The sequence below is a fragment of the Paenibacillus sp. ALE3 genome, assembly GCF_054113405.1.
In genome coordinates, this window is record NZ_CM134214.1 from 1,934,031 (window position 1) to 1,957,272 (window position 23,242).

The 23,242-nt window shown below is 46.5% G+C and carries 23 protein-coding genes; 19 read left to right on the top strand and 4 right to left on the bottom strand.

Going from position 1 to position 23,242, the window contains the following annotated elements:
- Positions 1–8 precede the first annotated feature (8 nt).
- The 19 genes from panB to ACXHJ2_RS08785 all read left to right on the top strand — a co-directional run bounded on the left by panB (position 9) and on the right by ACXHJ2_RS08785 (position 19,320).
- A complete protein-coding gene (gene panB, locus ACXHJ2_RS08695; RefSeq protein WP_165082373.1) occupies positions 9–917 on the top strand; it encodes a 3-methyl-2-oxobutanoate hydroxymethyltransferase in 909 nt (302 codons plus the stop codon).
- Positions 914–1,852 carry a pantoate--beta-alanine ligase gene (gene panC, locus ACXHJ2_RS08700; protein WP_165082375.1) on the top strand — a complete coding sequence of 313 codons (939 nt, stop codon included), beginning with the start codon at positions 914–916 and terminating at the stop codon, positions 1,850–1,852. The genes panB and panC overlap by 4 nt, the downstream gene beginning before the upstream one ends.
- Entirely contained in the window at positions 1,845–2,228 is a 384-nt protein-coding gene (panD, locus tag ACXHJ2_RS08705; protein WP_025678543.1) for an aspartate 1-decarboxylase, read from the top strand. The genes panC and panD overlap by 8 nt, the downstream gene beginning before the upstream one ends.
- Before the next feature lie 82 nt (positions 2,229–2,310).
- Positions 2,311–2,943: a tetratricopeptide repeat protein gene (locus ACXHJ2_RS08710; protein WP_165082377.1), complete on the top strand. Its 633-nt coding sequence runs from the start codon at positions 2,311–2,313 to the stop codon at positions 2,941–2,943.
- A gap of 157 nt (positions 2,944–3,100) precedes the next feature.
- Positions 3,101–5,983 carry an ATP-dependent DNA helicase DinG gene (gene dinG / locus ACXHJ2_RS08715; protein ID WP_165082379.1) on the top strand — a complete coding sequence of 961 codons (2,883 nt, stop codon included), beginning with the start codon at positions 3,101–3,103 and terminating at the stop codon, positions 5,981–5,983.
- Positions 5,984–6,010: 27 nt separating this feature from the next.
- Positions 6,011–6,664 (top strand): redox-sensing transcriptional repressor Rex, encoded by a 654-nt coding sequence (locus ACXHJ2_RS08720; protein ID WP_013371638.1) that lies wholly within the window; start codon positions 6,011–6,013, stop codon positions 6,662–6,664.
- Positions 6,651–7,952, top strand: a complete 1,302-nt coding sequence (locus ACXHJ2_RS08725; RefSeq protein WP_165082381.1) for an amidohydrolase — start codon at positions 6,651–6,653, stop codon at positions 7,950–7,952. Before ACXHJ2_RS08720 ends, ACXHJ2_RS08725 begins: the two co-directional genes overlap by 14 nt.
- 37 nt (positions 7,953–7,989) lie before the next feature.
- Positions 7,990–8,514, top strand: a complete 525-nt coding sequence (locus tag ACXHJ2_RS08730; RefSeq protein ID WP_058711568.1) for a cell wall elongation regulator TseB-like domain-containing protein — start codon at positions 7,990–7,992, stop codon at positions 8,512–8,514.
- A 306-nt stretch (positions 8,515–8,820) separates the two neighbouring features.
- Complete coding sequence (locus tag ACXHJ2_RS08735; RefSeq protein WP_013371633.1) at positions 8,821–9,354, top strand: hypothetical protein; 534 nt, start codon at positions 8,821–8,823, stop codon at positions 9,352–9,354.
- Complete coding sequence (locus ACXHJ2_RS08740) at positions 9,347–10,849, top strand: AAA family ATPase (protein ID WP_013371632.1); 1,503 nt, start codon at positions 9,347–9,349, stop codon at positions 10,847–10,849. The genes ACXHJ2_RS08735 and ACXHJ2_RS08740 overlap by 8 nt, the downstream gene beginning before the upstream one ends.
- 136 nt (positions 10,850–10,985) lie before the next feature.
- The gene (locus ACXHJ2_RS08745) at positions 10,986–11,858 is read left to right on the top strand and encodes a 3-hydroxyacyl-CoA dehydrogenase family protein (RefSeq protein ID WP_013371631.1); all 873 of its coding nucleotides are present in this window, start codon (positions 10,986–10,988) and stop codon (positions 11,856–11,858) included.
- Complete coding sequence (locus ACXHJ2_RS08750; RefSeq protein ID WP_013371630.1) at positions 11,855–13,051, top strand: acetate/propionate family kinase; 1,197 nt, start codon at positions 11,855–11,857, stop codon at positions 13,049–13,051. The genes ACXHJ2_RS08745 and ACXHJ2_RS08750 overlap by 4 nt, the downstream gene beginning before the upstream one ends.
- Before the next feature lie 132 nt (positions 13,052–13,183).
- On the top strand, positions 13,184–14,479 hold the full coding sequence (gene asnS, locus ACXHJ2_RS08755; RefSeq protein WP_025678555.1) for an asparagine--tRNA ligase: 1,296 nt from the start codon (positions 13,184–13,186) through the stop codon (positions 14,477–14,479).
- 3 nt (positions 14,480–14,482) lie between these two features.
- On the top strand, positions 14,483–15,211 hold the full coding sequence (locus ACXHJ2_RS08760) for a DnaD domain-containing protein (RefSeq protein ID WP_165082383.1): 729 nt from the start codon (positions 14,483–14,485) through the stop codon (positions 15,209–15,211).
- 311 nt (positions 15,212–15,522) lie between these two features.
- Entirely contained in the window at positions 15,523–16,011 is a 489-nt protein-coding gene (locus ACXHJ2_RS08765) for an RNA polymerase sigma factor (protein WP_238791084.1), read from the top strand.
- Complete coding sequence (locus ACXHJ2_RS08770) at positions 16,008–16,478, top strand: hypothetical protein (RefSeq protein WP_090738879.1); 471 nt, start codon at positions 16,008–16,010, stop codon at positions 16,476–16,478. The genes ACXHJ2_RS08765 and ACXHJ2_RS08770 overlap by 4 nt, the downstream gene beginning before the upstream one ends.
- Before the next feature lie 90 nt (positions 16,479–16,568).
- On the top strand, positions 16,569–17,810 hold the full coding sequence (locus ACXHJ2_RS08775) for a multi-tm2 domain protein (protein WP_165082385.1): 1,242 nt from the start codon (positions 16,569–16,571) through the stop codon (positions 17,808–17,810).
- A 1-nt stretch (position 17,811) separates the two neighbouring features.
- Positions 17,812–18,594, top strand: a complete 783-nt coding sequence (locus tag ACXHJ2_RS08780) for a hypothetical protein (RefSeq protein ID WP_165082387.1) — start codon at positions 17,812–17,814, stop codon at positions 18,592–18,594.
- Positions 18,595–18,708: 114 nt separating this feature from the next.
- Positions 18,709–19,320: a flavin reductase family protein gene (locus tag ACXHJ2_RS08785; RefSeq protein ID WP_013371623.1), complete on the top strand. Its 612-nt coding sequence runs from the start codon at positions 18,709–18,711 to the stop codon at positions 19,318–19,320.
- 511 nt (positions 19,321–19,831) lie between these two features.
- Here the strand turns inward: ACXHJ2_RS08785 and ACXHJ2_RS08790 are convergent.
- From ACXHJ2_RS08790 to proC, 4 genes are read right to left on the bottom strand one after another with little or no spacing between them, the layout of a single operon-like run.
- Positions 19,832–20,488 (bottom strand): methylthioribulose 1-phosphate dehydratase, encoded by a 657-nt coding sequence (locus ACXHJ2_RS08790; protein WP_025678562.1) that lies wholly within the window; start codon positions 20,486–20,488, stop codon positions 19,832–19,834.
- The gene (locus tag ACXHJ2_RS08795; RefSeq protein WP_165082389.1) at positions 20,488–21,165 is read right to left on the bottom strand and encodes a 2-hydroxy-3-keto-5-methylthiopentenyl-1-phosphate phosphatase; all 678 of its coding nucleotides are present in this window, start codon (positions 21,163–21,165) and stop codon (positions 20,488–20,490) included. The genes ACXHJ2_RS08790 and ACXHJ2_RS08795 overlap by 1 nt, the downstream gene beginning before the upstream one ends.
- The gene (locus ACXHJ2_RS08800; RefSeq protein ID WP_165082391.1) at positions 21,162–22,373 is read right to left on the bottom strand and encodes a 2,3-diketo-5-methylthiopentyl-1-phosphate enolase; all 1,212 of its coding nucleotides are present in this window, start codon (positions 22,371–22,373) and stop codon (positions 21,162–21,164) included. The genes ACXHJ2_RS08795 and ACXHJ2_RS08800 overlap by 4 nt, the downstream gene beginning before the upstream one ends.
- The gene (gene proC / locus ACXHJ2_RS08805; protein ID WP_090738886.1) at positions 22,370–23,236 is read right to left on the bottom strand and encodes a pyrroline-5-carboxylate reductase; all 867 of its coding nucleotides are present in this window, start codon (positions 23,234–23,236) and stop codon (positions 22,370–22,372) included. The genes ACXHJ2_RS08800 and proC overlap by 4 nt, the downstream gene beginning before the upstream one ends.
- Positions 23,237–23,242 lie beyond the last annotated feature (6 nt).

A 23,242-nucleotide genomic window follows, 5' to 3' on the forward strand; every position in this document is an offset into this window, starting at 1 on the left:
CATTCACAATGGCAGGAAAACAAGCACTGAATATTGTAAAAATGAAAAAAATGAAGCAAGAGGGCATTCCGCTCAGTATGCTGACCGCCTATGATTATCCATCGGCTAAAATAGCCGAGGAGGCGGGAATTGATATCATTCTCGTGGGTGACTCGCTGGGTAACGTAGTTCTTGGTTACGATTCAACCATCCCTGTGACCTTGGATGATATGGTGTACCATTCCCGGACAGTCGCAAGAGGCGCTGAGCATACATTTATCGTAGCGGACATGCCTTTTATGACATATCACAGCAGCATATCCGAAAGTCTTCAAGGCATCCGCCGTCTGATGCAGGAAGGACATGCGCATGCTGTTAAATTGGAGGGCGGAGCTGAGATTGCCGATGTCGTAAAAGCGACTGTTCAGGCAGGTGTGCCTGTACTGGGCCATATCGGGCTTACTCCGCAATCGGTTAATCAAATTGGCGGCTATCGCATTCAAGGTAAGGACGAAGCAGACGCACGCCAGTTGATGGCAGATGCCAAGGCATTAGAGCAGGCGGGTGCCTTTGGTATTGTCTTGGAATTGGTGACTGAGGAAGTGGCAACGGCGATCTCTAAAGAACTTTCTATTCCAACCATTGGAATCGGTGCAGGACGTGGCTGTGACGGTCAAGTACTCGTTTACCACGATCTGATTCAATATGCATCGCCATATTTCAGCAAACGTTTTGTTAAAACTTATGCAGATGTAGGCGGCATGATCCGCAGCAGCATTGAGCAGTATGTGAGCGATGTAAAAGGGCGGGCATTCCCGGCCGCAGAGCATGTGTTCAGCGCGGATGACCGTGTTGTGGAGTCCCTGGAGTCCTTGTACGGACAGGTAAAAGGACAAGCGCAGGAACAAGCTAAGGAAAAGGTGGAATCTCAGTCATGATCATCGTAAGAGAAGTGGCTCAACTACGCAAGGTTATTGCCGAACGTCGCCAACTTGGAGCCAATGGAGCAAAAACTTTACACGATCCTGCCTCTTTACTGCAACATAAAGTCGGCTTTGTACCAACCATGGGATACCTGCACGAAGGGCACGCAAGCTTGATGCAAAAGGCGCGTGAAATGGCAGATACGGTGGTGCTTAGCATTTTCGTAAATCCGATTCAATTTGGACCTACCGAAGATCTGGACAGCTATCCTCGCGATGAAGCTCGTGATCTGGAAGTAGCGCGACGTGAAGGCGTGGATATTGTATTTATGCCGACTGTAGCAGAAATGTATCCGCAGCCAACTCAAACTAAAATTCACGTATCCGCTCTGACAGACCGCTTGTGCGGCGCATCCCGTCCTGGCCATTTTGATGGTGTAACTACAGTGGTAGCTAAGCTGTTTAACATGGTAGGTCCTGATTTGGCTTTCTTTGGAATGAAGGATGCGCAGCAGGTTGCTGTGCTTCAACAAATGGTGGCTGATCTGAATATGAATGTGACCCTCATACCTTGTCCTATCGTCAGAGAGACCGATGGTTTGGCTCTTAGCTCCCGCAATGTATATTTGAGTGCGGAACAGCGTGAGCAGGCGTTGGTGCTGTCCCAGTCACTGCGCAAGGTGCAAGAAGTGAGCGAAGATATTGTACAGAACACCATTACGATTGAGCAGTTACATCAAATGGTGGAGTCGACCATCGCCTCATCTCCTTTGGCAGATATTGACTACATTGAAATATTAACATTTCCTGGCCTGGAGCCCCTTCGCCCTGAGCAGCGCCTATGTGATGTGCAAGAAGATGTCATTGTTGCGCTAGCCGTAAAATTTGGGAATACCCGACTGATTGATAATATAAGAATACAGAAAGTGGAGGTACTTTCCCATGTTTAGAACCATGATGAAATCTAAAATTCACCGCGCGACGGTTACTGAAGCCAACCTGAACTATGTGGGCAGTATTACCATAGATGAAGATTTAATGGAGACATCAGATCTGCTGGAGAATGAAAAGGTTCAAATTGTAAACAATAACAATGGAGCTCGACTGGAAACCTATGTGATCCCCGGACCGCGTGGGAGCGGTGTGATTTGTCTTAACGGTGCGGCAGCCCGTTTGGTCCAGCCTGGTGATACAGTCATTATTATTTCCTATGCTTCCATGTCGAATGAAGAGGCCAAAACATACAAACCAACTGTGGTATTTGTGGATGAACATAATAAACCAGCCCAAACGATGAGCAAGGAAGTACACGCAACGATCATGTAATGAATGGGAATGCGGATGAAACCCGTCTTTTAAGCGAAAAATGTGAGTGTATTAATCCATCTTTCGTAAGGGCGGGATGCACATGTTCCAGCATGTATTCGCAGAAATGAACAGCATGTTAGATGATATCGTGAAGCATTACCCATCAGCCCAGGGCCCCCGCAGACAGGAGCTGCTACAGCACTGGAGTCTGCTGCGGAGAATGAGTGACGGAATTATGGATGAGTGGCTGGCCTTTGAGGAAAAAATGGTTTGCCTGCGTGCAGCCGGCTTTTCCGCAGAGGCCGACATGTCTGACGCTGAGCTGCCTGAAAAGGAGCTACCGGCATTTGACCGGGGGCAGGGGTATTATCGATTACTTATGTACCCGGAGGCAATCCAGCAATTTGAGCAGGTGCTACAGCATTTTCCGAACAGCTGGCAGAGTCGCATCTATATGGGAATGGCGCATTTTCAACTGGATGATCCAGCAGAGGCTATAAGCCAGTTTCAAAAGGTGCTACACCTGACTGAACAGCCAGGGCTAAAAGCGGTCATCTATAATGCGCTAGGCTGTTTGATGGCAAAGCAGGCAGACGTAAAAGAGGCGCAAAAATATTTTGCTCTCGCTCATCAGTTCGATCCAACGCTGCCCGAGCCACTGCACAATATGCAAGCCTGTTTGTCCGGTGCCGAAAAGCTTCGCTACGACAGTTCCTTGTTGACCTGGATGTAGTTGTCAGACACCGAGTAAGACGATGCATGCTCACCTCCGTAGGCGGTGTGTGCATCGTCTTTTTTGGCTGTCTTAATTTCCAAACAGACAATCTTCTGCTATGCTATTATACAGAGTTATTATTTTTGTATGTGTCATAAGAAAGGATTAAGCTCGAATGAAATTTGCGGTATTGGATTTTGAAACGACAGGCACCCAGTCCGCGGATGACATCATTCAAGTCGGACTTGCAATTATAGATCATGATCACAGCATTTCCCGTGTTTACGGCTCTTATGTAAACCCTGGCAGATCTATTCCACCTTTTATCACCGGATTGACCGGAATTACAGACGATGACGTCAAGGATGCACCTGCACTCGAAGAAATGATGATGGAGCTCGTGCCTATGCTGGACGATGTCGTGCTGGTCGGTCATAACGTGGCGTTTGATTTCAATTTTTTGCAAAGCGCTTTGGACCGGTGTGGATATTTACCCTTTAGCGGTAGAATTTTGGATACGATGGATTTTCTGAAAATTATGTTTCCATCGTTATCTTCTTATCAGTTGGGTTTTGTTTCCTCAGAGTTTGGGCTGGCGCATGACCGCCCTCATCAAGCAGACAGCGACGCGTTGGCTACGGCTGAGGTGTTTTTAAAGTGTCTGAGTGAGCTTCAGGCATTACCTCTGATAACGATACAGCGGCTCAGCGATTTGTTCGCAGAGGAAGACAGTGACCTGGGTTGGTTTCTTGACGGCATACGAGAAGAGAAAGAGCTAGACCCTATTCAGGATTTGGAGAAACATCAGTTTTTTCGTCAGCTTGCGCTTAAAGTGGAAGATTGGACCGAACTGGCTACTCCACGTAGAGAAGATGATCCGAATCCACTCTCAGGCGTTTCCTTTGAGGAGTATATGGATGATGTGCGGGACAATTTGCGTTCATCCTTGAGCCAATATGAGGAGCGCGAGGCGCAAACACAAATGATTGAGGGTGTAAATCAAGCCTTGAGTCAAGATAAGCATTTGTTGATCGAGGCTGGTACAGGAACAGGGAAGTCCCTAGGCTATTTGCTTCCGTCACTGTATCACAGTGTAAAATATGGGCAGAGGGTCACCGTAAGCACGCATACCATTAATCTGCAGGAGCAATTGCGAGAGCGTGATATTCCGATGCTGACAAAAGTGATTCCGTTCCCGTTCCGGGCTGCCATTTTTAAGGGTCGGGGGCATTATTTGTGTCTGCGTAAGTTTGAACATAAAATAAACAGAAGAGACTTCGCGACACCAAAAGAAGACTTGATTACAGCGGCTCAAATGATTGTCTGGCTGACTCTGACAGAAACCGGTGATGATGAGGAACTGAACCTGAGCAACCGTGGAGGGGATTTTTGGGAAACAGTAGCTAGTGATTCCGAGTCCTGTCTTGGTCGTTCTTGCCCATGGTTCCGCAAATGCTACTATCATCGTGCACGTCATGAAGCAGGAACAGCGGATGTGGTTATAACGAATCACTCCAAGCTGTTCACCGACGTCAAAGCAAGTCACCAGCTATTGCCCAGCTATGAACATCTGGTCATTGATGAAGCACATCATCTAGAGGAAGTAGCCGGTAAGCACTTAGGCATGCATATGAAATATTTCACACTCGTGCATACGCTGACTCGATTGTTCAAGGACAGTAAGAACGGACAATTGCCTTCGTTACGTCAGCAGTTGGCAAAGTCGGGGCATGAGAAGTCGACGGAATGGGCCTCGACCATTGATCAGCTGTACCCACTCGTGTTAGAGGTTAAGGAAACTTGGGACCTGCTAAGCGATAAGCTGTTTGGAATGTTGCCAGAGCGGTCTGATGCCACACCGGGTGAAACGGGACAATTTTCTTCGCGTCTCAAACCGTCGGCCAAGCCTGCAAAGTGGGATCAAGCGGCGGCGTTGGAAAATCAGCTTTATGTAACGTTGAGTGAAATTTTGCGCAAGGGCGACAAGCTGATGCTGGATGTCAAGGAAGAACACGACGATTATGCGGCGGATAGTCTCATTACAGATATCACGGGTCTGCTTAAGGATTTGGCGGGGATTAGGGAAAATTTGCGCTTCTTTATACGACTCGATGATGAAACAACCGTATATTGGCTCGAAGCGAGTGGGCAATTCCGTAGTAAATCATTGCAATTTTATGCAGTGCCCGTCGATGTGAGCCGCCAGTTGAAAGAAATGTTTTTTGACAAAAAAAGAAGTATTATTCTGACATCTGCTACTTTATCGGTAGATAAGTCGTTTCAGTACATGACCGATCAACTCGGCTTGCAGGAGGCAGCGGATCAAGGACGATTAATGACGTCACAGCTCCCATCACCTTTTAATTACAGGGATCAGGTGTTGCTGGTCATTCCGCGAGACTTTCCGAGTGTGAAGGGCAGTGTAGGGGATGCACATTTTGTAGAGATGCTCGTTAGCTCTCTAGGAGCGACTGCCCAGGCGACGCGGGGGAGAATGCTTGTTCTGTTTACTTCCTATCGGATGCTCCGGCAAGTGTATGAGCCACTCAAAGAGGCGTTAGCATCCAGCGATATTACCGTGTTAGGACAAGGTGTAGACAGTGGGAGTCGGAGCAAGCTAACCCGTCGTTTTCAGGAAGCCAAGGCTTCTGTATTGCTGGGAACCAGCAGCTTCTGGGAAGGCGTCGATATTCCAGGGAAGGCTTTGACTTGTCTGGCCATCGTTCGCTTGCCGTTTCAACCGCCCAATCACCCGTTACTGGAGGCAAAAAGCGAGCTGCTCCAGCAGCAGAAGAAGAATCCATTTATGAAGCTGTCTGTACCACAAGCAGTTATTCGCTTCAAACAGGGATTTGGACGATTGGTACGTACAGCGAGCGACCACGGAGTCGTTATCGTTTACGATACGCGTGTGATCGAATCCTATTATGGAAAGCACTTTTTGTACTCGTTACCGGGACCAAAAATGGAGCATATGCCATCGGGGCAAATGGTGCCCCGCATCGCCGAATGGCTCCAATCCGCCCCGGAGACAGAGGCACAACGGACGGACACCTAAAGTCCGTTACAATTAGGGGGAGCAAGTATGAAATCAGATAAAATTTCAGAGGCTGTCGTACGGAGATTACCCGTATATTTACGTTATCTGAATGCACTGCACAAACGGGAGGTGGCTACGGTCTCTTCTCAAGAGCTGGGACAGAGGTTAGATTTAAATCCAGCTCAAATTCGTAAAGATCTTGCCTATTTTGGCGATTTTGGTCGGAAGGGCATCGGTTACGATGTTTCTTATCTAATTGAGAAAATACGCCATATCCTGAAAATTGACCAGCAAATTAATGTAGTATTGGTCGGAGCGGGTAATCTGGGTCAAGCCCTATCAAACTATAACGCTTATTTAAAAGACAATATGAAGATTGTGGCGGTATTTGATGCGTTCCCGGATAAGGTTGGGACCAGAATCAATACCTTAGTCGTTCAGCCGATGGATGAATTGGAAACGACTGTAAAAGAAAAAAATATTCGAATCGGGATTATTACTGTACCTGATTTTGAGGCACAACACGTAGCTGATAGGCTCATTGAGAGTGGAATTGGAGCGATTTTAAACTTTGCACCTATCATTCTCAAGGCACCGGCTAACATTCGGATACATGCCACAGACTTTACAACTGATTTGCTTAGCCTCGCTTATTATCTGGAGGACGGAAAGGAAGAAGCACAATATGACAGTGAATAAATGGATGATTAAAAACGGTTCTTTTGCCGTGAATGGAGCTGAAGCTGGGGTAATCCATGGTTTTATGATTGTGGAGGATAGCCGTATTACTTACATTGGCGAGACTCTGCCTGCGGGTGAGGAAGAGACGGAAGCAATCGACGGTAACGGGTTATTGTTTTTGCCTGGTCTGATTAATACTCATGGTCATGCGGCGATGTCTCTGCTGCGAGGGTATGGAGATGACTTGGCACTTCAAGTGTGGCTTCAGGAAAAAATGTGGCCTATGGAAGCCAAGTTTACGTCTACGGATGTGTACTGGGGAACATCCTTGTCAGTGCTGGAAATGCTGAAAGGTGGAACCACAACTTTCCTGGATATGTACGATCATATGGATGAGGTGGCACGTGTAGCTGAAGAGTCGGGCATCCGTGCAAGTTTGATGCGTGGAGCCATTGGACTCTGTTCAGAAGAAGAACAGCGGATCAAGCTGGCTGAGGCCGTGACTTTTGCCCGTAACTGGCATGGAAAAGCAGACGGACGTATCACAACGATGATGTCTCCACATGCCCCATACACATGCCCGCCAGCGTTTATTGAGAAATTTGTTCAAGCAGCACATGATCTCGATTTACCATTGCATACGCACATGTCCGAGACGATCGCCGAAGTTGAGCAAAACGTACGCGACTACGGTTTGCGTCCAGTTGCACACTTAGATAAGCTTGGCTTTTTCTCCCGCCCTTCACTTGTTGCCCACGGCGTACACTTGAACGACGAAGAGATAGCTTTATTAGCGGAACGAGGTGTGGCGGTTTCACATAATCCAGGCAGCAACTTGAAGCTGGCAAGTGGTGTAGCTAGAGTGCCTGAATTGCTGCGTGCAGGAGTTACTGTTTCTCTTGGAACAGACGGTCCTGCCAGCAATAATAACCTGGATATGTTCGAGGAAATGCGTCTGGCGGCACTCATTCACAAGGGAGTATCTGGCGACCCAACAGCAGTTCCTGCAAATGAAGCACTGCGTCTGGCAACAGAGTATGGTGCAAAGTCGATTGGTTTAAAAGAAGTAGGAGCGCTGGCAGCAGGCAACAAGGCTGACTTTATCGCGCTAGATCTGAATCAGGCCCATTTCTTGCCGCGTACAGATCTTATTTCCCATGCCGTATACTCTGCAAGTGCCAAAGACGTGGCTCATGTGTGGGTAGACGGTCGTCAGGTTGTGAAAAACGGCGAATGCCTGACGATGGACGAGGAACGTATCAAACATGAGGCACAAGCCGCCTTTGAAGGGCTGCTGTCGCGCTAATTCAGGTGTCACATCCCCTTAGAGAGGAAGCACAGGTTTGAAAAATAAGAAGAAATGGATAGCGGTCGCCATTTTGGCCGTAATACTGATCCTGGTCAGCATTTTCTGGTATTATTCCTACGTTACTCAAGACCAGGTGGCTGAGAAAAATGCCGCTATCATTAAGGCCAAGCAATCAGGTGGTCTGGTTAGCACGACTCAGACTTGGAAGTCTGTGTGGGATCAGATTTATTGGGTGGTTCAAGGAAAAAACGCACAGAATGAAAATATAATGGTGTGGGTTCCTTTTCAAAAAATGGAAGGACAACCTAACGTACCTGTCGCAGATCCAAGCGGTGTTCATACCGAGCTGATGAAAAACGGAGTCGACGAGCAAAAAATGACAGCGATAATTCAGCAGCAACTTCCAAATGCAAAAATTGTAAGGCTCCAACCGAGTGTGTTCAATGGCGAATATGTATGGCAACTGTTTTACGATGATGAAAGCCATCATAACTATACCTTTTACCGTTTCTCAGATGGAGCATCGACGGGGATAAAGTATACTTTGCCTAATTACTAGCGTGTTATGGGAGTAGTGATGATGGTGAAAGCAATGTATTGTTAAAAGAATAACTGATTGAAGTTGAAAAGACGTAAATGCGATTTAAATCGTATTTACGTCTTTTTTTACTACTACGAAAATCACAACTCCTCCACACATTGCCTTCGATATTAGATTCACGTTATGATATACTATATTTTATAAGTGATAGACAAAAATGATAGAAAAATGAGTTGCTGATCTCTATAAGATCATGCAATTTGGTTGTTTGTTGACATTCGTCCCGTTTCTTCTGGGTTTTACATTTTGAGAGGAGGATGTTGTTTGAAATTGCGTGCAGTTCCTATTGTTGTGGCGGCCGTTTTGGCAGCCTTGTTGATGTTTGGGGGATGGTTCATTTACCGTCAGGTTACAATGCAAAGTCCTCTGGAAAAACTGGTATCTCAATATCCAGGCGTGACAAGCGCTCAAATAGATATTAAACAGGATCAGGTCGTATTGAAACTAGATCTCAAACCGCAGGCGGATGTGGCCGGATTGGTCGATGTGGTTAAGCAAAAAGGGCAATCCATCATTGGCAGCCGTACTATTAAGCTGGATATCGCAGATCGTTCCAATTCAGCACTGAATCAATGGTGGTCTGAGGCTATGTTTCCTGTAGCCGAAGCGATGGAAAATAAAAAGTATACTCAAATTTCATCTACAGTTGAGCAGATGAAAAAGAAAAAAGCAGGTATCAAGGCTGATACCGATATGGATTCAAACAATGTCTATATCCGACTCAGCGAAGGCAATGCGACTAAGTTTATCGTTTTGCCACGTCAATCTCAGCAAATGGGGGTATGGCCTAATGCCTAGATGGATCAAGGAAATATTAATCGGTATTGTGCCGGTGACCATTATATTTCTCGTTTTTATTGGGGTGAATATTATCCCTCTTCTGGTTGCGGGCGTGATGCTCAGCGGCTTGTTAATGCTCATGCATGCTCGTGGCGGCTTGGCCGTAGGTGCCGGACAAGAGCGCAAACGTAAAAAAAATGGTCCGGACAAGCTGACTTTTGAGGAAATTGGTGGACAAGAAAGCGCTAAACAGGAATTGCGTGAAGCCTTGGATTTTTTGAATCGACATGATGAAATTTCCAAGTTTGGTATTCGTCCATTGAAAGGCGTTTTGCTTACAGGCCCTCCGGGAACAGGAAAAACGCTGATGGCGAAAGCAGCTGCACACTACACCAATTCTGTGTTTGTTGCAGCTTCAGGCAGTGAATTTGTTGAAATGTACGTGGGTGTCGGTGCAGGTCGTGTCCGTGAGTTGTTTCGGGAGGCTCGCACTCGTGCAGCCAAGGAAAAGAAAGAAAATGCAATTATTTTTATTGACGAGATTGATGTTATTGGTGGTAAGCGTGAGGGTGGACAGCAACGAGAATATGATCAGACTTTGAATCAGTTGCTGACAGAAATGGATGGCATTTATTCGGCAGATACACCGCGGATATTACTTATTGCGGCAACAAACCGTAAAGAAATGCTGGACAGCGCCTTAACGCGTCCGGGACGCTTTGACCGCCATATTCAAGTAGACTTGCCTGATAAGAAGGGCCGTCTTCATATCCTTAAAATTCATGCCAAAAACAAACCGATTCAGGAAGATGCTAATTTGGACAAAATCGCTGAGGAGTCTTACGGTTTTTCCGGTGCACAGTTGGAGAGCGTCATGAATGAAGCGGCCATCTATGCAATGAGACAGGATCGTCAAATGATTGCGCAGAGTCATCTATCCATGGCGATTGACAAGGTGATGATGGGTGAAAAAACAGACCGAGAATCAACATTGGAAGAGAAAAAACGTGTAGCGATTCACGAGCTGGGACATGCTATTATGGCTGAAATCGTCCGTCCCGGTAGCGTAAGTCAAGTAGCGCTCAGCCCGCGTGGGAAAGCGCTCGGTTACGTGCGTCACAATCCACAGCAAGAGCATTATTTATATACCAAGCAGTACCTGGAGGAGCAGATTATGATCTCGCTCGCAGGGGCTACTGCGGAAGAAATGTACTATGGCGGTCGAAGTACGGGCTCAAGTAATGATTTTGAGCAGGCGCTGAACATTGTTCATACGATGATGACTTCCGGTTTGACTTCTCTTGGGATTATCAACATGGAAATGGTTACAAAAGAGGAACTTATGCGGGAAAATGGCGAAATTATGAATGACCTGCATAATCGGACTTTGGAGTTGCTGGAAAAGCATCGTCCTGTGTTCGACAATTCTCTTGACATTCTGATGAAGGAAGAAACTCTGTCTGGGGATCAATTTAGATGTCAATTTAGTGAAAATGCTTTATTACCAGCATAATTTTTTATGCTGGTTATTTTTTTTTACTTTTAGTCCGTGCTAAGATATTATTATCTATTGGGACATAAACATGTATTTTTCGACAAAGAAGGATACAATATATGAGAGTGACCAGGAAAGGGTGGAGTTAAGAACCATGCAATTTAAAAAAATCGGCGTCATTGGCGGCGGCACCATGGGACAAGGTATTTCTGAAATGCTCGCGTCCAAAGGAATCGATGTGCTGCTAGTAGAGCAGACACCAGAGAAACTAGACTACGCTTATAATATGATTGAAACAAGTCTAGACAAGCAACTGGAAAAGTGGGCAATCACCCAAGCAGAGAAAAAACTGATTTTATCTCGCATTGAAAAAGTATCTCATCTGGCGGAGCTCGCTAGCTGTGATATGGTCATTGAAACAATCACAGAGAATCTGGACGAGAAGAAAGTTGTTTTCCAAGAGCTGGATCATGTGTGTCCAAGCAACATTATTCTTGCAAGTAATACATCCACGCTGAGCCTGACCGAGCTTGCCAGCTCGACCAAGTATCCAGAGCGTGTTATTGGTATGCACTTTATTTATCCAGTATCCCGTATTGATCTTGTAGAAATTATTCGTGGTTTGAAAACTTCAGACGATACCTTTGAAAACACGAAAATGTTCGTAGAAGAAATCGTGGAGAAAAAAGGAGTCATGATTTATGAATCTCCTGGCTTTGTAACTAGCCGGATTATCTGTCTGCTAATTAACGAAGCAGCTCATGTACTTCAAGAGGGCGTAGCTTCTGCGGAAGATATTGACGATGCTATGCGCATCGGCTACAACTTCCAAAACGGTCCTTTGGAAATGGCTGACCGCTTTGGTCTGGATTCCGTTTTGGCTGCTTTGGAGCGGATGTTTCGTGAATTTGGCGAACTGAAATACCGTCCGTCCATCGTCCTGAAGAAAATGGTGCGTGCAGGTAATCTGGGCGTAAAATCGGGCGAAGGCTTTTTTAAGTATGACAAGGATGGTGACCGGATATGAAAATTCTCGTAATCAACGCAGGGAGTTCTTCCCTGAAATACCAATTGTATGATATGACGGACGAGTCCGTTTTAGCAAAAGGATTGGTAGAGCGTATCGGTATGGACTCTTCGATTCTGACGCATAAACCAACCAATAAGGAAGAATACACTGAAGTTAGCGAAATTTTGGAGCATACTACTGCCATCCGTAAAGTGCTGAATGCACTCACAGATGCAGAGCATGGTGTCATCTCCAGCATTAGCGAAATTCAGGCTGTGGGCCATCGTGTGGTTCATGGAGGCGAAATCTTCAAACAGTCAGCGCTCGTAACTCCTGAAGCGAAGAGTGAAATCCGTCGCTTGTTCGACCTGGCTCCACTGCATAACCCAGCATCCATGATGGGGATTAAAGCGGCTGAATTGAATATGCCAGAAGTACCACAAGTTGTGGTATTTGATACTTCGTTCCATCAAACCATGCCAGAAAAAGCTTATATGTACGCCATACCAAGAGTGTTGTACAATAAGTACAAGGTTCGTCGTTACGGTGCACACGGCACTTCCCATGACTTTGTAAGTAAGGAAGCTGCCAAATTTGTCGGCCGTCCTTTGGAAGACCTGAAGATTATCACTTGCCATATCGGTAATGGTGGTAGTGTAACAGCAGTTCAAGGCGGTTTGTCTGTAGATACTTCCATGGGTATGACTCCACTGGAAGGACTGATGATGGGTACTCGTAGTGGTGATTTGGATCCAGCAATCGTACCTTATGTCATGAACAAAGAAGAATTGACTGTCAATGAGGTCAATTCGATGCTGAACAAGCATAGTGGACTTCTAGCTATTTCTGGTATCAGCAGTGATATGCGTGAAATCACTGAAGGTATGGAAAAAGGCGAAGCTAATTCTACATTGGCATTTGAAATGTATGAATACCGTCTGCGCAAGTATATTGGTTCGTATGCTGCCGCAATGAACGGGGTAGACGTAATTGTATTTACGGCAGGCGTAGGCGAGAACTCCATCGTTCTGCGTAAGAGAGTGTTGGAACAACTGACATTCCTCGGTATCGAGCTGGATGAATCATTGAATGCTATTCGTTCTGGCGAGATTCGCCGGATTACAACTGCAAATTCAAAGGTAGAAGTACTGATCATTCCAACAAACGAAGAACTGGTAATTGCCCGTGACACGTTCCGTCTGGTTCAGTAGTTCGGTCCCTAAGTGTAAACTTTATACATGTGGAACTATGGTTTAAGTACCACATGCACCAAACAGCGAGAGCAAACAGCCTGACCCAAGGGGAAGGGCTGTTTGATTTTCGGTTCAAGGAGAGAGACGGTCATGACAAATAAAAGTACGATTGCCCAAGTGGGCCGCCATGTAGGGGAAACGGTTACAATCGGCGCTTGGGTAAACAATAAGCGGTCTAGCGGTAAAATTCAGTTCCTGCAACTACGTGATGGTAGCGGGTATATTCAAGGGGTTATCGTAAAAAGCGAAGTGTCTGAGGATATTTGGAATGATGCCAAATCCTTGACTCAAGAAAGCTCCCTATATGTAACTGGAATCGTGCGTGAGGAACCGCGCAGTCAATCGGGCTATGAATTAACGGTTACAGGTATAGAAATCATTCATTTGACCGAAAACTACCCGATTACCCCTAAAGAGCACGGTGTAGATTTCCTGATGGATCATCGCCATTTGTGGCTGCGTTCCGCCAAGCAACGTGCAGTTCTGATCATACGGGCGGAAATTATCCGTGCTGTACAGGAATTTTTCAACGGCAACGGTTTTACGAAGGTAGACCCGCCTATTTTGACTCCTTCTTCTGCAGAAGGCACAACAGAGTTGTTCCATATCAAATATTTTGACGAAGATGCCTATTTGACACAAAGCGGACAGTTGTACATGGAAGCTGCGGCAATGGCGCTGGGTAAAGTATATTCCTTTGGTCCGACCTTCCGTGCGGAAAAGTCCAAAACACGTCGTCACCTGATTGAGTTCTGGATGATCGAGCCTGAGATGGCTTTTGTGGATCATGAAGAATCCTTGCGCGTTCAGGAGCAGTTTGTAAGCCATATCGTGCAGTCTGTTCTGAAAAATTGTGCGAAGGAGCTTGAAGCCATCGGACGCGATGTTTCGAAGCTGGAGCAAATTCAAGGCGAGTTCCCACGGATTACGTACGATGAGGCGATTGCCTTCCTTCAAGGTGAAGGATTCGATATCCCGTGGGGGGAAGACTTTGGTGCTCCTCATGAAACAGCTATTGCCGAAAGATATAACAAGCCTGTGTTCATTACGCATTGGCCGACTCACATTAAAGCATTCTATATGAAACCTGACCCATCCCGCCCAGAGGTTGTTCTGTGTGCTGATATGATCGCTCCTGAAGGTTATGGCGAAATTATCGGGGGTTCCCAACGGATTGATGATCCAGCATTGATGGAAGAACGCTTTAACGAGCATAACCTGGCACGTGAAGCCTATCAATGGTATATGGATCTTCGCACATATGGTTCCGTTCCGCATTCTGGCTTTGGATTGGGACTGGAGCGTACAGTAGCATGGATTTGTGGACTCGATCATGTACGTGAAACGATTCCGTTCCCACGCATGCTGTATCGTTTGTATCCATAATCAATGACAGGATCATTCGACAAGACATCAGCGGCAGAATGGGCGGAGGGAGTAGCCTATGCTATGGAAACCGGAATGGTTCAAATTCCCTACGCTCTGCTCAAGCATTATCGGACGCTTCGGCTGACGGATGGTGAAATGCTGCTACTGATGCAGTTACTTGCATTTAAACAAGCGGAACGTAATGAATTTCCGACATGGGAGCAATTGCAGGCTCGTATCGGATGCACTGCAAACGAAATCGCGCTTTATTTCAGTAAGCTCATGAAAGAAGGGTTTTTGCGAATAGATTCCGTGGAAGACCGCAGCTCATCCGTCCAATTTGAACGTTATAACTTGGCGGGTCTGTATCGCAAGCTGGCTGAATGTATGATCGCCGAGCGTTCGGAGCAGCGCGATGAAGATGACATTTTGTTTGCTGGGAAGCGGGATTTACTGAATGGAATACCAGAATCCCCAATTACAGAAGAACGAAATTTATTCACGATTTTTGAGAAAGAATTCGGACGACCATTATCACCGATGGAATACGAGACGATCAGCAGTTGGGTGGATCAGGATCGGTATCCGGAGGAATTGATTTTACTGGCTTTGAAGGAAGCGGTGTTTGCTGGGAAGGTACATTTCCGGTATATAGATCGTATTTTGCTAGAATGGAGCCGAAACCGGGTCCGTAATGCACAGGATGCGAAAGAATATGCCCAGCGATTCCGTGGTGGCGGTCGCAATTAAAGTAGCAGACTGAGCCTTTTAGGTAGTAAATTGATGCACTATGGCTTTCACATTGAAAGGGCGATACATGGACAACCGGGGAGTTTCGCCTGTGCACATGAAGGGCAGAAAATTAAAGTGATTAAGTAGACTTTAATGATAGAGGACACACTTTCCGATTTGGAGGGTGTGTCCTTTTTAAATTTTTTTTCGAAATATGCAGGGGGAGAAAAATTCCTGACGTCTATAGTATTGGGAAGGGGGAGAGCGTCATTGATATAGAGAGAATCATTGAACGAATCCGGTCTGGTGATCGGCAGGCGTTTCGTGAGATCGTAGAGCTGTACAGCAAGCATGTATTTCATGTGGCCTATTCGGTACTGCATGACAGCAAGGAAGCGGAGGATGCCGCGCAGGAGGCGTTCGTTCAGGTATACAAGTCTCTCCCCCAGTACCGGAACGAAGGGTTTAAAACGTGGCTGAGCCGAATTGCGCTTCATAAAGCGTTGGATATCAAACGTAAACAAGACAGGCGACCCGCAGAACTTATAGACGTGGCGCAATCCCTTGTGCAGCTCCCTTCCCCGGATGAGGATGTACTGGCCCGTCTCATTCGCGAAGAGCAAACGGTAGAACTATCACAAAAAATCGCCCAGTTACCCCAGCAGCATCGGGATATTATTCAAGCTTACTATATGCAGGGTAAAACCTACGACCAAATTGCAGAAGAGACGCAGGTAGCTTTAAAAACGGTAGAGTCCAGACTCTATCGGGCACGAATATGGATTCGAAATCACTGGAAGGAGGAGGAATGGCAATGACTGACCAACAGGATAGACCGTGGATAGAAGGGCAAACAAATGACTGGCATGCATACATTACAGGAGCTTGTTCGATAGAGGAATCTACCCGACTGGAAAGGCTCTTATTGGAAGATGAACAGGCGCTTATGCTATATCTTGTCGCACTGGAGCAATTAGAGCCAACCTTGAAAGATTACTCTGCCTGGATGGACACGGAGCGCTTCACAGATCAGGTAATGGCTGTTCTTCCCGAGATAGAAATGGAACCAAATCAAGTTTTGTTCAAAAAACGCCGCTGGTTTGAAAAACCTGTGTTTCACTATGTTGTTGCCGCAAGTCTGACGTTGATCTTGCTTTCCAGTGGAGCCTTTGACAAAATGATGCCGCAAACAGGCGATAAGCCGATTCCTCCAAAAGAACGCGTCTCTTACAGTGAAGAAGTCATGCAAGCTACGACAACCTGGCTCGATAAATTAAAGCCCTAAATTAAGTTAAGGGTAAGATGAACAAGTTTAAAGTCAACCATCTGTTGGGAATTTGTATCAAGATCCCGTAAATAGAAAGGAAGTGTAGCAATGCCTTATACGGAACGAAGCAAGCTCTTGGCATTTCTATTGAACATTATTCCGGGTGTAGGACACTATTACTGGACCAGAAAAGCCAATGCGTTTGTATATACCATTTTGTTTTTCGGATGTCTGGCAGGGGGAATATTTTTTTCAGTGGTAGCAAGTGACGGAACGCCTTTTTTGGTGAGTATTTTTATTGCTGCTCTTTTATGGGGACTCAGCATGCTGCATATTGTGATTAGCTTATTACGTTACGATCCTCGCGCAGTCGCTGCTCCTTATCCCCCTCATGCAGGACCCAATCCATATGGCTTTTACTCGCAAAGTGGACCTTATGGACAGGCTGATTTAACAGGAGAGGTACCAGAGGGGGCAACAGACACAGGCACGAATGCCCCGGGGTATAACCATTATCAACAAGGACATTATGGTATGGCAGGATCACCTGCTTTTCAAAAAGGATCGGACAATGAACGATTTTTTACGATTTTGCTGTCATTTATTCCTGGATTGGGACATCTTCATTTGGGGCTGATGCAGCGTGGTTTGTCTTTTCTGCTATCCTTCTTTGGCTTTGGAGCGATCCTTGTCTTTATCACGAGCATTACGAACGAATCCGGATTTTTGGCGTTTGCGGGCGTATTGCCGATTATTTGGTTGTATTGCATGTTTGATGCGGTGCAGCATGTACATCGTAAACAAGCCGGAGACATTCTTCAGGACCGAACCTTGTTTGAGGAACTGGAGTATGGAAGAGTTGAGGGACGTCGTAGTAAAATGTTGGCTACCATTTTATCGGTGTTTCCCGGTGCCGGACATATGTATATTGGTTTGCAAAAACGTGGACTCCAGCTTATGCTACTGTTTTTAGGATTTATCTATATACTGGATGTGCTGCATCTTTCACTCTTTTTGTTCCTAATTCCGGTGGTGTGGTTTTACAGCTTTTTTGATGCATTGCAGCAGGTAAGCCGTTATGGACAGGAGCAGCTGATCGACAAGCCTGTGATCGGTATGTTTGCTCAATATCACCGTTGGGTAGGCTTGGGACTGCTTCTGCTAGGTGCATACTACATCCTGATTAACGTACTTGTTCCCACACTGGACCGTCTGTTCCCGGATGGACAAATTTACAATATAGTTGACATGTATTTACGAACCATTATTGTCTCCTTCCTATTAATTGGCGGCGGTGTTTGGATGATGATCGGTAATTCCAAATCTAAGCGAGCAAAGGAGAAACGATAAAATGGATACTGAATTTTCAAAGAGTGAGGCTTCCTTCAAGGGAGCCCATCACTCTCAGAACGATGTGAATGGGACGATAGGCTTATTGGGCACTTCATCCCATAAGAATGGTGCCTCTAAGAACTCCAACGCGCCAACAGGGGTGTGGAAAGTCGGAAGGCTATCCATGGGGCTGTTCTTGGTGCTGCTGGGCGGTGTAACGTTTGCTTCCAAGTTTTGGGGAGCAGGCATACTGGATCAGGCGCTAACCTGGTGGCCTGTCGTATTTGTTTTGCTGGGACTGGAAATTTTAATGTATACTGCTTGGAAAGGGACACGTGAGCGCATTCGCTATGACCTGTTCAGTATGTTTATTACGGCGGTATTGGTTTTTTGTTGTATCGGATTTGCATTGGTCAGTTCACTGGGGATCACTCCGCAAGTTAGAGAAATAATGAGTTCGGTTCAGGAAACAAGGATTCTTCCAGACTGGCATGAAAAACTGCCTGCCGGAGTAACTAAGGTGATTGTGCAGGGTGAAGATCCTTATGCGGTCAAAATTGACGCAACCACCTCACCGGAGGTGCATGTGTTCGGGAGTTATGTATATACAGGCAATGAGGATGATTTCAAAGGAACCGAGCTGTATCAGACCAAGCATATTGGAGATACACTATATGTACTTCTCAGCCAGGTTCCCACACGTTTTATGCAAACACATCATCAGCTGGACGTTACCATTGCGGTACCTGAGGGAATAGCGGTTACTGTGCGTGACAGTCAGGGGAATGTGATTGAAAAATAGAGAGTGCTTCCAGCTTCAGCTTTACATTTTGTATTATACGCGCGATACTTGTAAGGGAGCGTAACTTGATGATATGCATTCGAAGAGCGAATGTAACCGGAAAAGAGGGGAAAAATGATTTCATTGAATCCTGACACACTTACAGAGCGTGAAAATTATAAGCTGTTGACCGGAAGTATTATCCCAAGGCCGGTAGCGTTTGTAACGACTTTGAGCAGCGAAGGTGTGCTGAATGGTGCTCCGTTCAGTTATTTTTCCATCGTTGCCGCCGAGCCGCCACTGCTGTCTGTATCCGTACAGCGTGTCGATGGAGTTTCCAAAGATACAGCACGTAATGCGATGGAGCATAATGCTTTTGTCGTACATATTACAGACGAAGACAATGTGGGGGCGGTGAATGTGACGGCTTCCCGTCTGGCGCCGGAGGAGAGTGAGGTTGCACTGGCAGGTCTTACCCCGATTAAGAGTACAAAAATCGCCGTTCCTGGTGTGACTGAAGCGAAAATACGGTTGGAATGTATTTTGGAGAAAGTGATACCGCTGGGAGGCAAGGAGGACACACCTGCCTGTGATCTATTAATTGGGCGTGTAGTGCAGTATCATTTGTCGGAGGAAGCGTACCAAAATACATATGTGATTGCCAAGGAGTTGCGTCCGGTGAGTCGGTTGGCTGGAAACAACTATGCGAAGCTAGGAGAGCAATTCACGCTGGAACGTCCCCAATAGGGGACGTTTTTTTACAACATCAAGTAAAAGGAATTTGCCAGGCAATGAAAATATTCAAAGATGTTTGTAGGATTTAGGAGATCGAGGGTTTAGAATGGGCTCCTACTGGTTTGGGGTTCCCTGATGAAAAATCATTTGCCATTGCCCTTCATTTAATTTCCAAATGGAACTTCTTAATGACTTATTTCCGGTATCAATCGACTCAGTACAGTATGTTGCATGTACAAAATCTGAAGATAACACCTTTATGTTAAAGTCAGTAATCACAAATGGTATCCTCTAATTCTTTACTCACCTTATCACCCCAGTTGCCTTTCAATTTTCAGTGATACCTTCATCGGATTTAAAAGCTCAATTTGAGAAAAACAGATTAGATTTTATGTCGCCAGTAGGACAGGTTGCTTTTTTAATAAAAAAAAGAACGTTCCGTGCTTTCGCTAGGTTCCGTTCTCGATATTCAATGACCACTTTTACAATTCAATGATATGCATTTTTAATATTTATGATTTATTCATTTCGAAGTTTTTAGTAGTAGGGAGCGATAGGTCGTTTCAAACAGAAATTCAAACGCCTCTAGATGCTTTTTAGCTTCAAACACATCACGACCCCATGCATAAATGCCATGATTACGCAATAAAATTCCTGGAATCTGATCATTCAGCACGCCTGGTACCAGCTTGGCAATCGAGGCGATATCAGCATAATTTGGCAGCACGGGAATCTGGATGGCGGCATTTTCCTCCCAAATGTTAAAAGCCTTAATGAGCTCGATGCCTTGCACAGGTACAAAGCCCTGCTCGCCGTAATATTCGGAAATCAGGTTGTTAAACACGGTATGCACATGAAAAACTGCTCCACAGCCTGTCAGGCGGTAAATTTCGCAATGGATGAGCGTTTCAGCACTTGGTTTGAGGTTTGTGGCTTCTGCCGCTTTTCCGTATTGGTCTACGAATAGAAAATCCTCAGGAGTGCGTTTGGTCTTATCCTTGCCGCTAGCGGTGACTGCAAAATAAAATTGTTCAGGATGAAAATCACCGATTCGGATCGACAGATTGCCGCTTGTGCCTGGGAACCAGTTACGAGAGGCGAATAGCTCCTTGACATCAGCGAGTTCTTCCAGCGAACGGCGTTTTTCCTCGAATGAAATGTCTGCCAAGTTAAAACTCATTACAGTCCCCCCTGCTCCTGTTTTTGCTTTAAATCCTCGATAATATCATCAAATGTCTCAAAGGGTACATGCGGTACGCCAAGCTCTTGACACTTTAATGTCAGATGCGAGCGGGAGTACACAAGATCGGCAATTTTGGCACCTTCAAAATCGGTCAGACTGTCGCCAATCAAAATCCGTTCGTATTGCTCGGGAGGGTATTGACGAATGACGGTCGTTTTGCACATGCCGCAGTCATTCTTACACGGCTCCTCACATCGATGCGGCCACGTGATCTGGATGTGAGTCCCGGAAAAATCTGCTCCGTTGCAAAAGATGTGATCCTGCGGAATGTCGAACGGTTCTAGCAATGGATCAATAAAAAAATCAATGCCGCCGCTAGTAACAAAAAATTCAATCTGCTGCTCTCGTACAAAGTCCAAAAAGCGTGCAAAGCCCTCACGTATACCCGCTTGTCCAAGTACATATGAGATAATGTCTTCTTTAAGCTCTGAAGGCATCAGGGCGAACATCGCATCTACGCCTTCACGAATGGACATATGTCCGCTCACGATTTGATGCATGATGGGCTCATAGCCCGCAGGCTTAAAATGCTTCATAATAGCGACAATATTATCGCTGTTTGTAATGGTCCCGTCAAAATCGCAAAAAATGACAGGCTTCTTGGCAGTGCTCATCGTTCGCCTCCCCACGTGTCGAGCGCAGATTGCAGCTCGGGGTGAGTGCGGGCGTATTGTGCCAGCGGGACATTTTGCTGGACCGCTTCAATCGCTTGCACAAAGGCGCGTCCGCCAGCTTCCGTACCCAGCGGATGTCCGTGAATACCGCCTCCAGCGTTAACCACCACATCGGTACTAAAATCGCGGACAATGAGCGGCACTAGGCCGGGGTGTATCCCTGCGGAAGGGACAGGCATGCAGGCCTTCAGCGGTGAATCACGGGTGATCAGCTCATCGCGGATCGCCATGTTTTCCTCACGCGGCATCGTCACTGAACCGTAAGGAGAAGGGAAGAGGACAAGATCAGCGCCAGCCAGCCGCATAAGCTGACCAAGCAGGACGGACGCCGAAATACCATAATGAGGCGAGGGGTAAGCAGCACCTGCTAATGAAGGATGGGCTGCAATCGGTACTGAAACGGCAGGATCGCTGCTAAGTTCATGCAGCACATCATAACCGTAGGACAGTACGTTAAACAGTAACGCGTTCGCGCCTGCGTCGATAGCTTTGAGGGCTTGCGCCCTGAGCTGCGAGGTTGGACCGGTTAAATTAGCGGCATACAGCAGCTTTTTACCAGTTTCACGCTCAGCCTCTTCGGCAGCTCGGATACAGGCTTCGACACGTTTTTCAATCGGCGTCAGCGCATTTTCAAATAAGATCTCGTCGTCCTTGATCAGATCGACGCCGCCGAGAGCCTGACGGGTAAACTGTTCACGCAGTTCTTCCAAATTGAGCCCGATCACGGATTTGAAAATGCTCATGAGCAGAGGCCGGTCATACACGCCAAGCTGCTCGCGCAAGCCGCTGATACCGAATTTCGGTCCTGAAAAAGCAGAGAGGAATGCTTCCGAAAACTCCAGCTTCATCAGCTTAATTCGGCCGTCCATCGAAATTTTGCCGAAGACTGTAACTAGTAATGCGGGAATGTCTCGGCTGAAATTGACATCCGGGTAAGCAATCGTCAAGTCGGCGTATCGCTCACCGGGGCCTCCATCGTGAATATCTACAGATTGAACAGAGCCGAGATGTTTTTGCATCGCATCCCGCTTGGCCTGCGGGAGCTCAGTCCAGCTGCCCACCGTCATGCCGATGGCAATAGATTGGGCCTTTTGGTTAAAATCAGCTTTGTCATCGTATATTCGGTAGGTCGACAGGCAATAGCTCACTCAATTCCCTCCTTAAGTACAGCTCCCATCTCGCGGGATCGTTCAGCGCAGCGCTGCACCGCCGCAATCACTGTTTCGTAGAAGTCACCTTTGTCCAGTGTTTCCAATGCAGCTACCGTGGAGCCATTAGGAGACATGATTTTGTGACGAAGGGCAGAAGGCTCCTCTCCGGTTTGCTGCACCATGCGTGCTGCACCAAGCGCAGTTTGCACTGTTAGTTCGTGCGCTTGTTCAGGAGTCAAGCCACCGCGGATTCCCCCAGCAATCATGGCTTCCATTAAGTAGTAGACATAGGCAGGGCCGCTTCCGGAAATGCCGGTCAATACATCCATTTTCTCTTCTTCTATAACCGTGACTGTACCTACAGATTCGAACATTGTAAGCACGTTTTTACGTTGACTTTCGCTGATCTCCTTGGAAAAACTGATGCCTGTGGCTCCCAGTCCAATCGAGCTGGATGTATTGGGCATCGTCCGCGCGATTGGCTGCTTACGACCAAGCAACGTTTGCATGGTACGAATAGACAATCCGGCGATGACCGAAATGATCAGCTGTTCATCTGACAGGAGGGGACCAAGCTGTCCAAGTGCCCCGGCAGCATCTTTAGGCTTCATGGCAAGCACGATCACTGGAGAATGACGCAGCAGTTCTGTTTTGGCGGCATCTTCAGTTTGGAACAATACTCCGTATTGCTGTTGAAGTTCTTCAAGACGAGCCTGATTACTGCGGTTGATAACGGTAATACCGCCACGTTTGACGACAGAACGATTCGTCATCCCACGAATAATAGCCTCAGCCATTGAACCTGCCCCGAAAAACGTAATTTGCTCGTTAATTAACACTTTTGTTTGTGATTCACACATAGATTC

Bases quoted from the DNA above. Each gene is read 5' to 3' on its own strand.
- panB (WP_165082373.1), top strand. From the start codon at position 9: ATGGCAGGAAAACAAGCACTGAATATTGTAAAAATGAAAAAAATGAAG.
- panC (WP_165082375.1), top strand. From the start codon at position 914: ATGATCATCGTAAGAGAAGTGGCTCAACTACGCAAGGTTATTGCCGAA.
- panD (WP_025678543.1), top strand. From the start codon at position 1,845: ATGTTTAGAACCATGATGAAATCTAAAATTCACCGCGCGACGGTTACT.
- ACXHJ2_RS08710 (WP_165082377.1), top strand. From the start codon at position 2,311: ATGTTCCAGCATGTATTCGCAGAAATGAACAGCATGTTAGATGATATC.
- dinG (WP_165082379.1), top strand. From the start codon at position 3,101: ATGAAATTTGCGGTATTGGATTTTGAAACGACAGGCACCCAGTCCGCG.
- ACXHJ2_RS08720 (WP_013371638.1), top strand. From the start codon at position 6,011: ATGAAATCAGATAAAATTTCAGAGGCTGTCGTACGGAGATTACCCGTA.
- ACXHJ2_RS08725 (WP_165082381.1), top strand. From the start codon at position 6,651: ATGACAGTGAATAAATGGATGATTAAAAACGGTTCTTTTGCCGTGAAT.
- ACXHJ2_RS08740 (WP_013371632.1), top strand. From the start codon at position 9,347: ATGCCTAGATGGATCAAGGAAATATTAATCGGTATTGTGCCGGTGACC.
- ACXHJ2_RS08745 (WP_013371631.1), top strand. From the start codon at position 10,986: ATGCAATTTAAAAAAATCGGCGTCATTGGCGGCGGCACCATGGGACAA.
- ACXHJ2_RS08750 (WP_013371630.1), top strand. From the start codon at position 11,855: ATGAAAATTCTCGTAATCAACGCAGGGAGTTCTTCCCTGAAATACCAA.
- asnS (WP_025678555.1), top strand. From the start codon at position 13,184: ATGACAAATAAAAGTACGATTGCCCAAGTGGGCCGCCATGTAGGGGAA.
- ACXHJ2_RS08760 (WP_165082383.1), top strand. From the start codon at position 14,483: ATGACAGGATCATTCGACAAGACATCAGCGGCAGAATGGGCGGAGGGA.
- ACXHJ2_RS08770 (WP_090738879.1), top strand. From the start codon at position 16,008: ATGACTGACCAACAGGATAGACCGTGGATAGAAGGGCAAACAAATGAC.
- ACXHJ2_RS08775 (WP_165082385.1), top strand. From the start codon at position 16,569: ATGCCTTATACGGAACGAAGCAAGCTCTTGGCATTTCTATTGAACATT.
- ACXHJ2_RS08780 (WP_165082387.1), top strand. From the start codon at position 17,812: ATGGATACTGAATTTTCAAAGAGTGAGGCTTCCTTCAAGGGAGCCCAT.
- ACXHJ2_RS08785 (WP_013371623.1), top strand. From the start codon at position 18,709: ATGATTTCATTGAATCCTGACACACTTACAGAGCGTGAAAATTATAAG.
- ACXHJ2_RS08790 (WP_025678562.1), bottom strand. From the start codon at position 20,488: ATGAGTTTTAACTTGGCAGACATTTCATTCGAGGAAAAACGCCGTTCG.
- ACXHJ2_RS08795 (WP_165082389.1), bottom strand. From the start codon at position 21,165: ATGAGCACTGCCAAGAAGCCTGTCATTTTTTGCGATTTTGACGGGACC.
- proC (WP_090738886.1), bottom strand. From the start codon at position 23,236: ATGTGTGAATCACAAACAAAAGTGTTAATTAACGAGCAAATTACGTTT.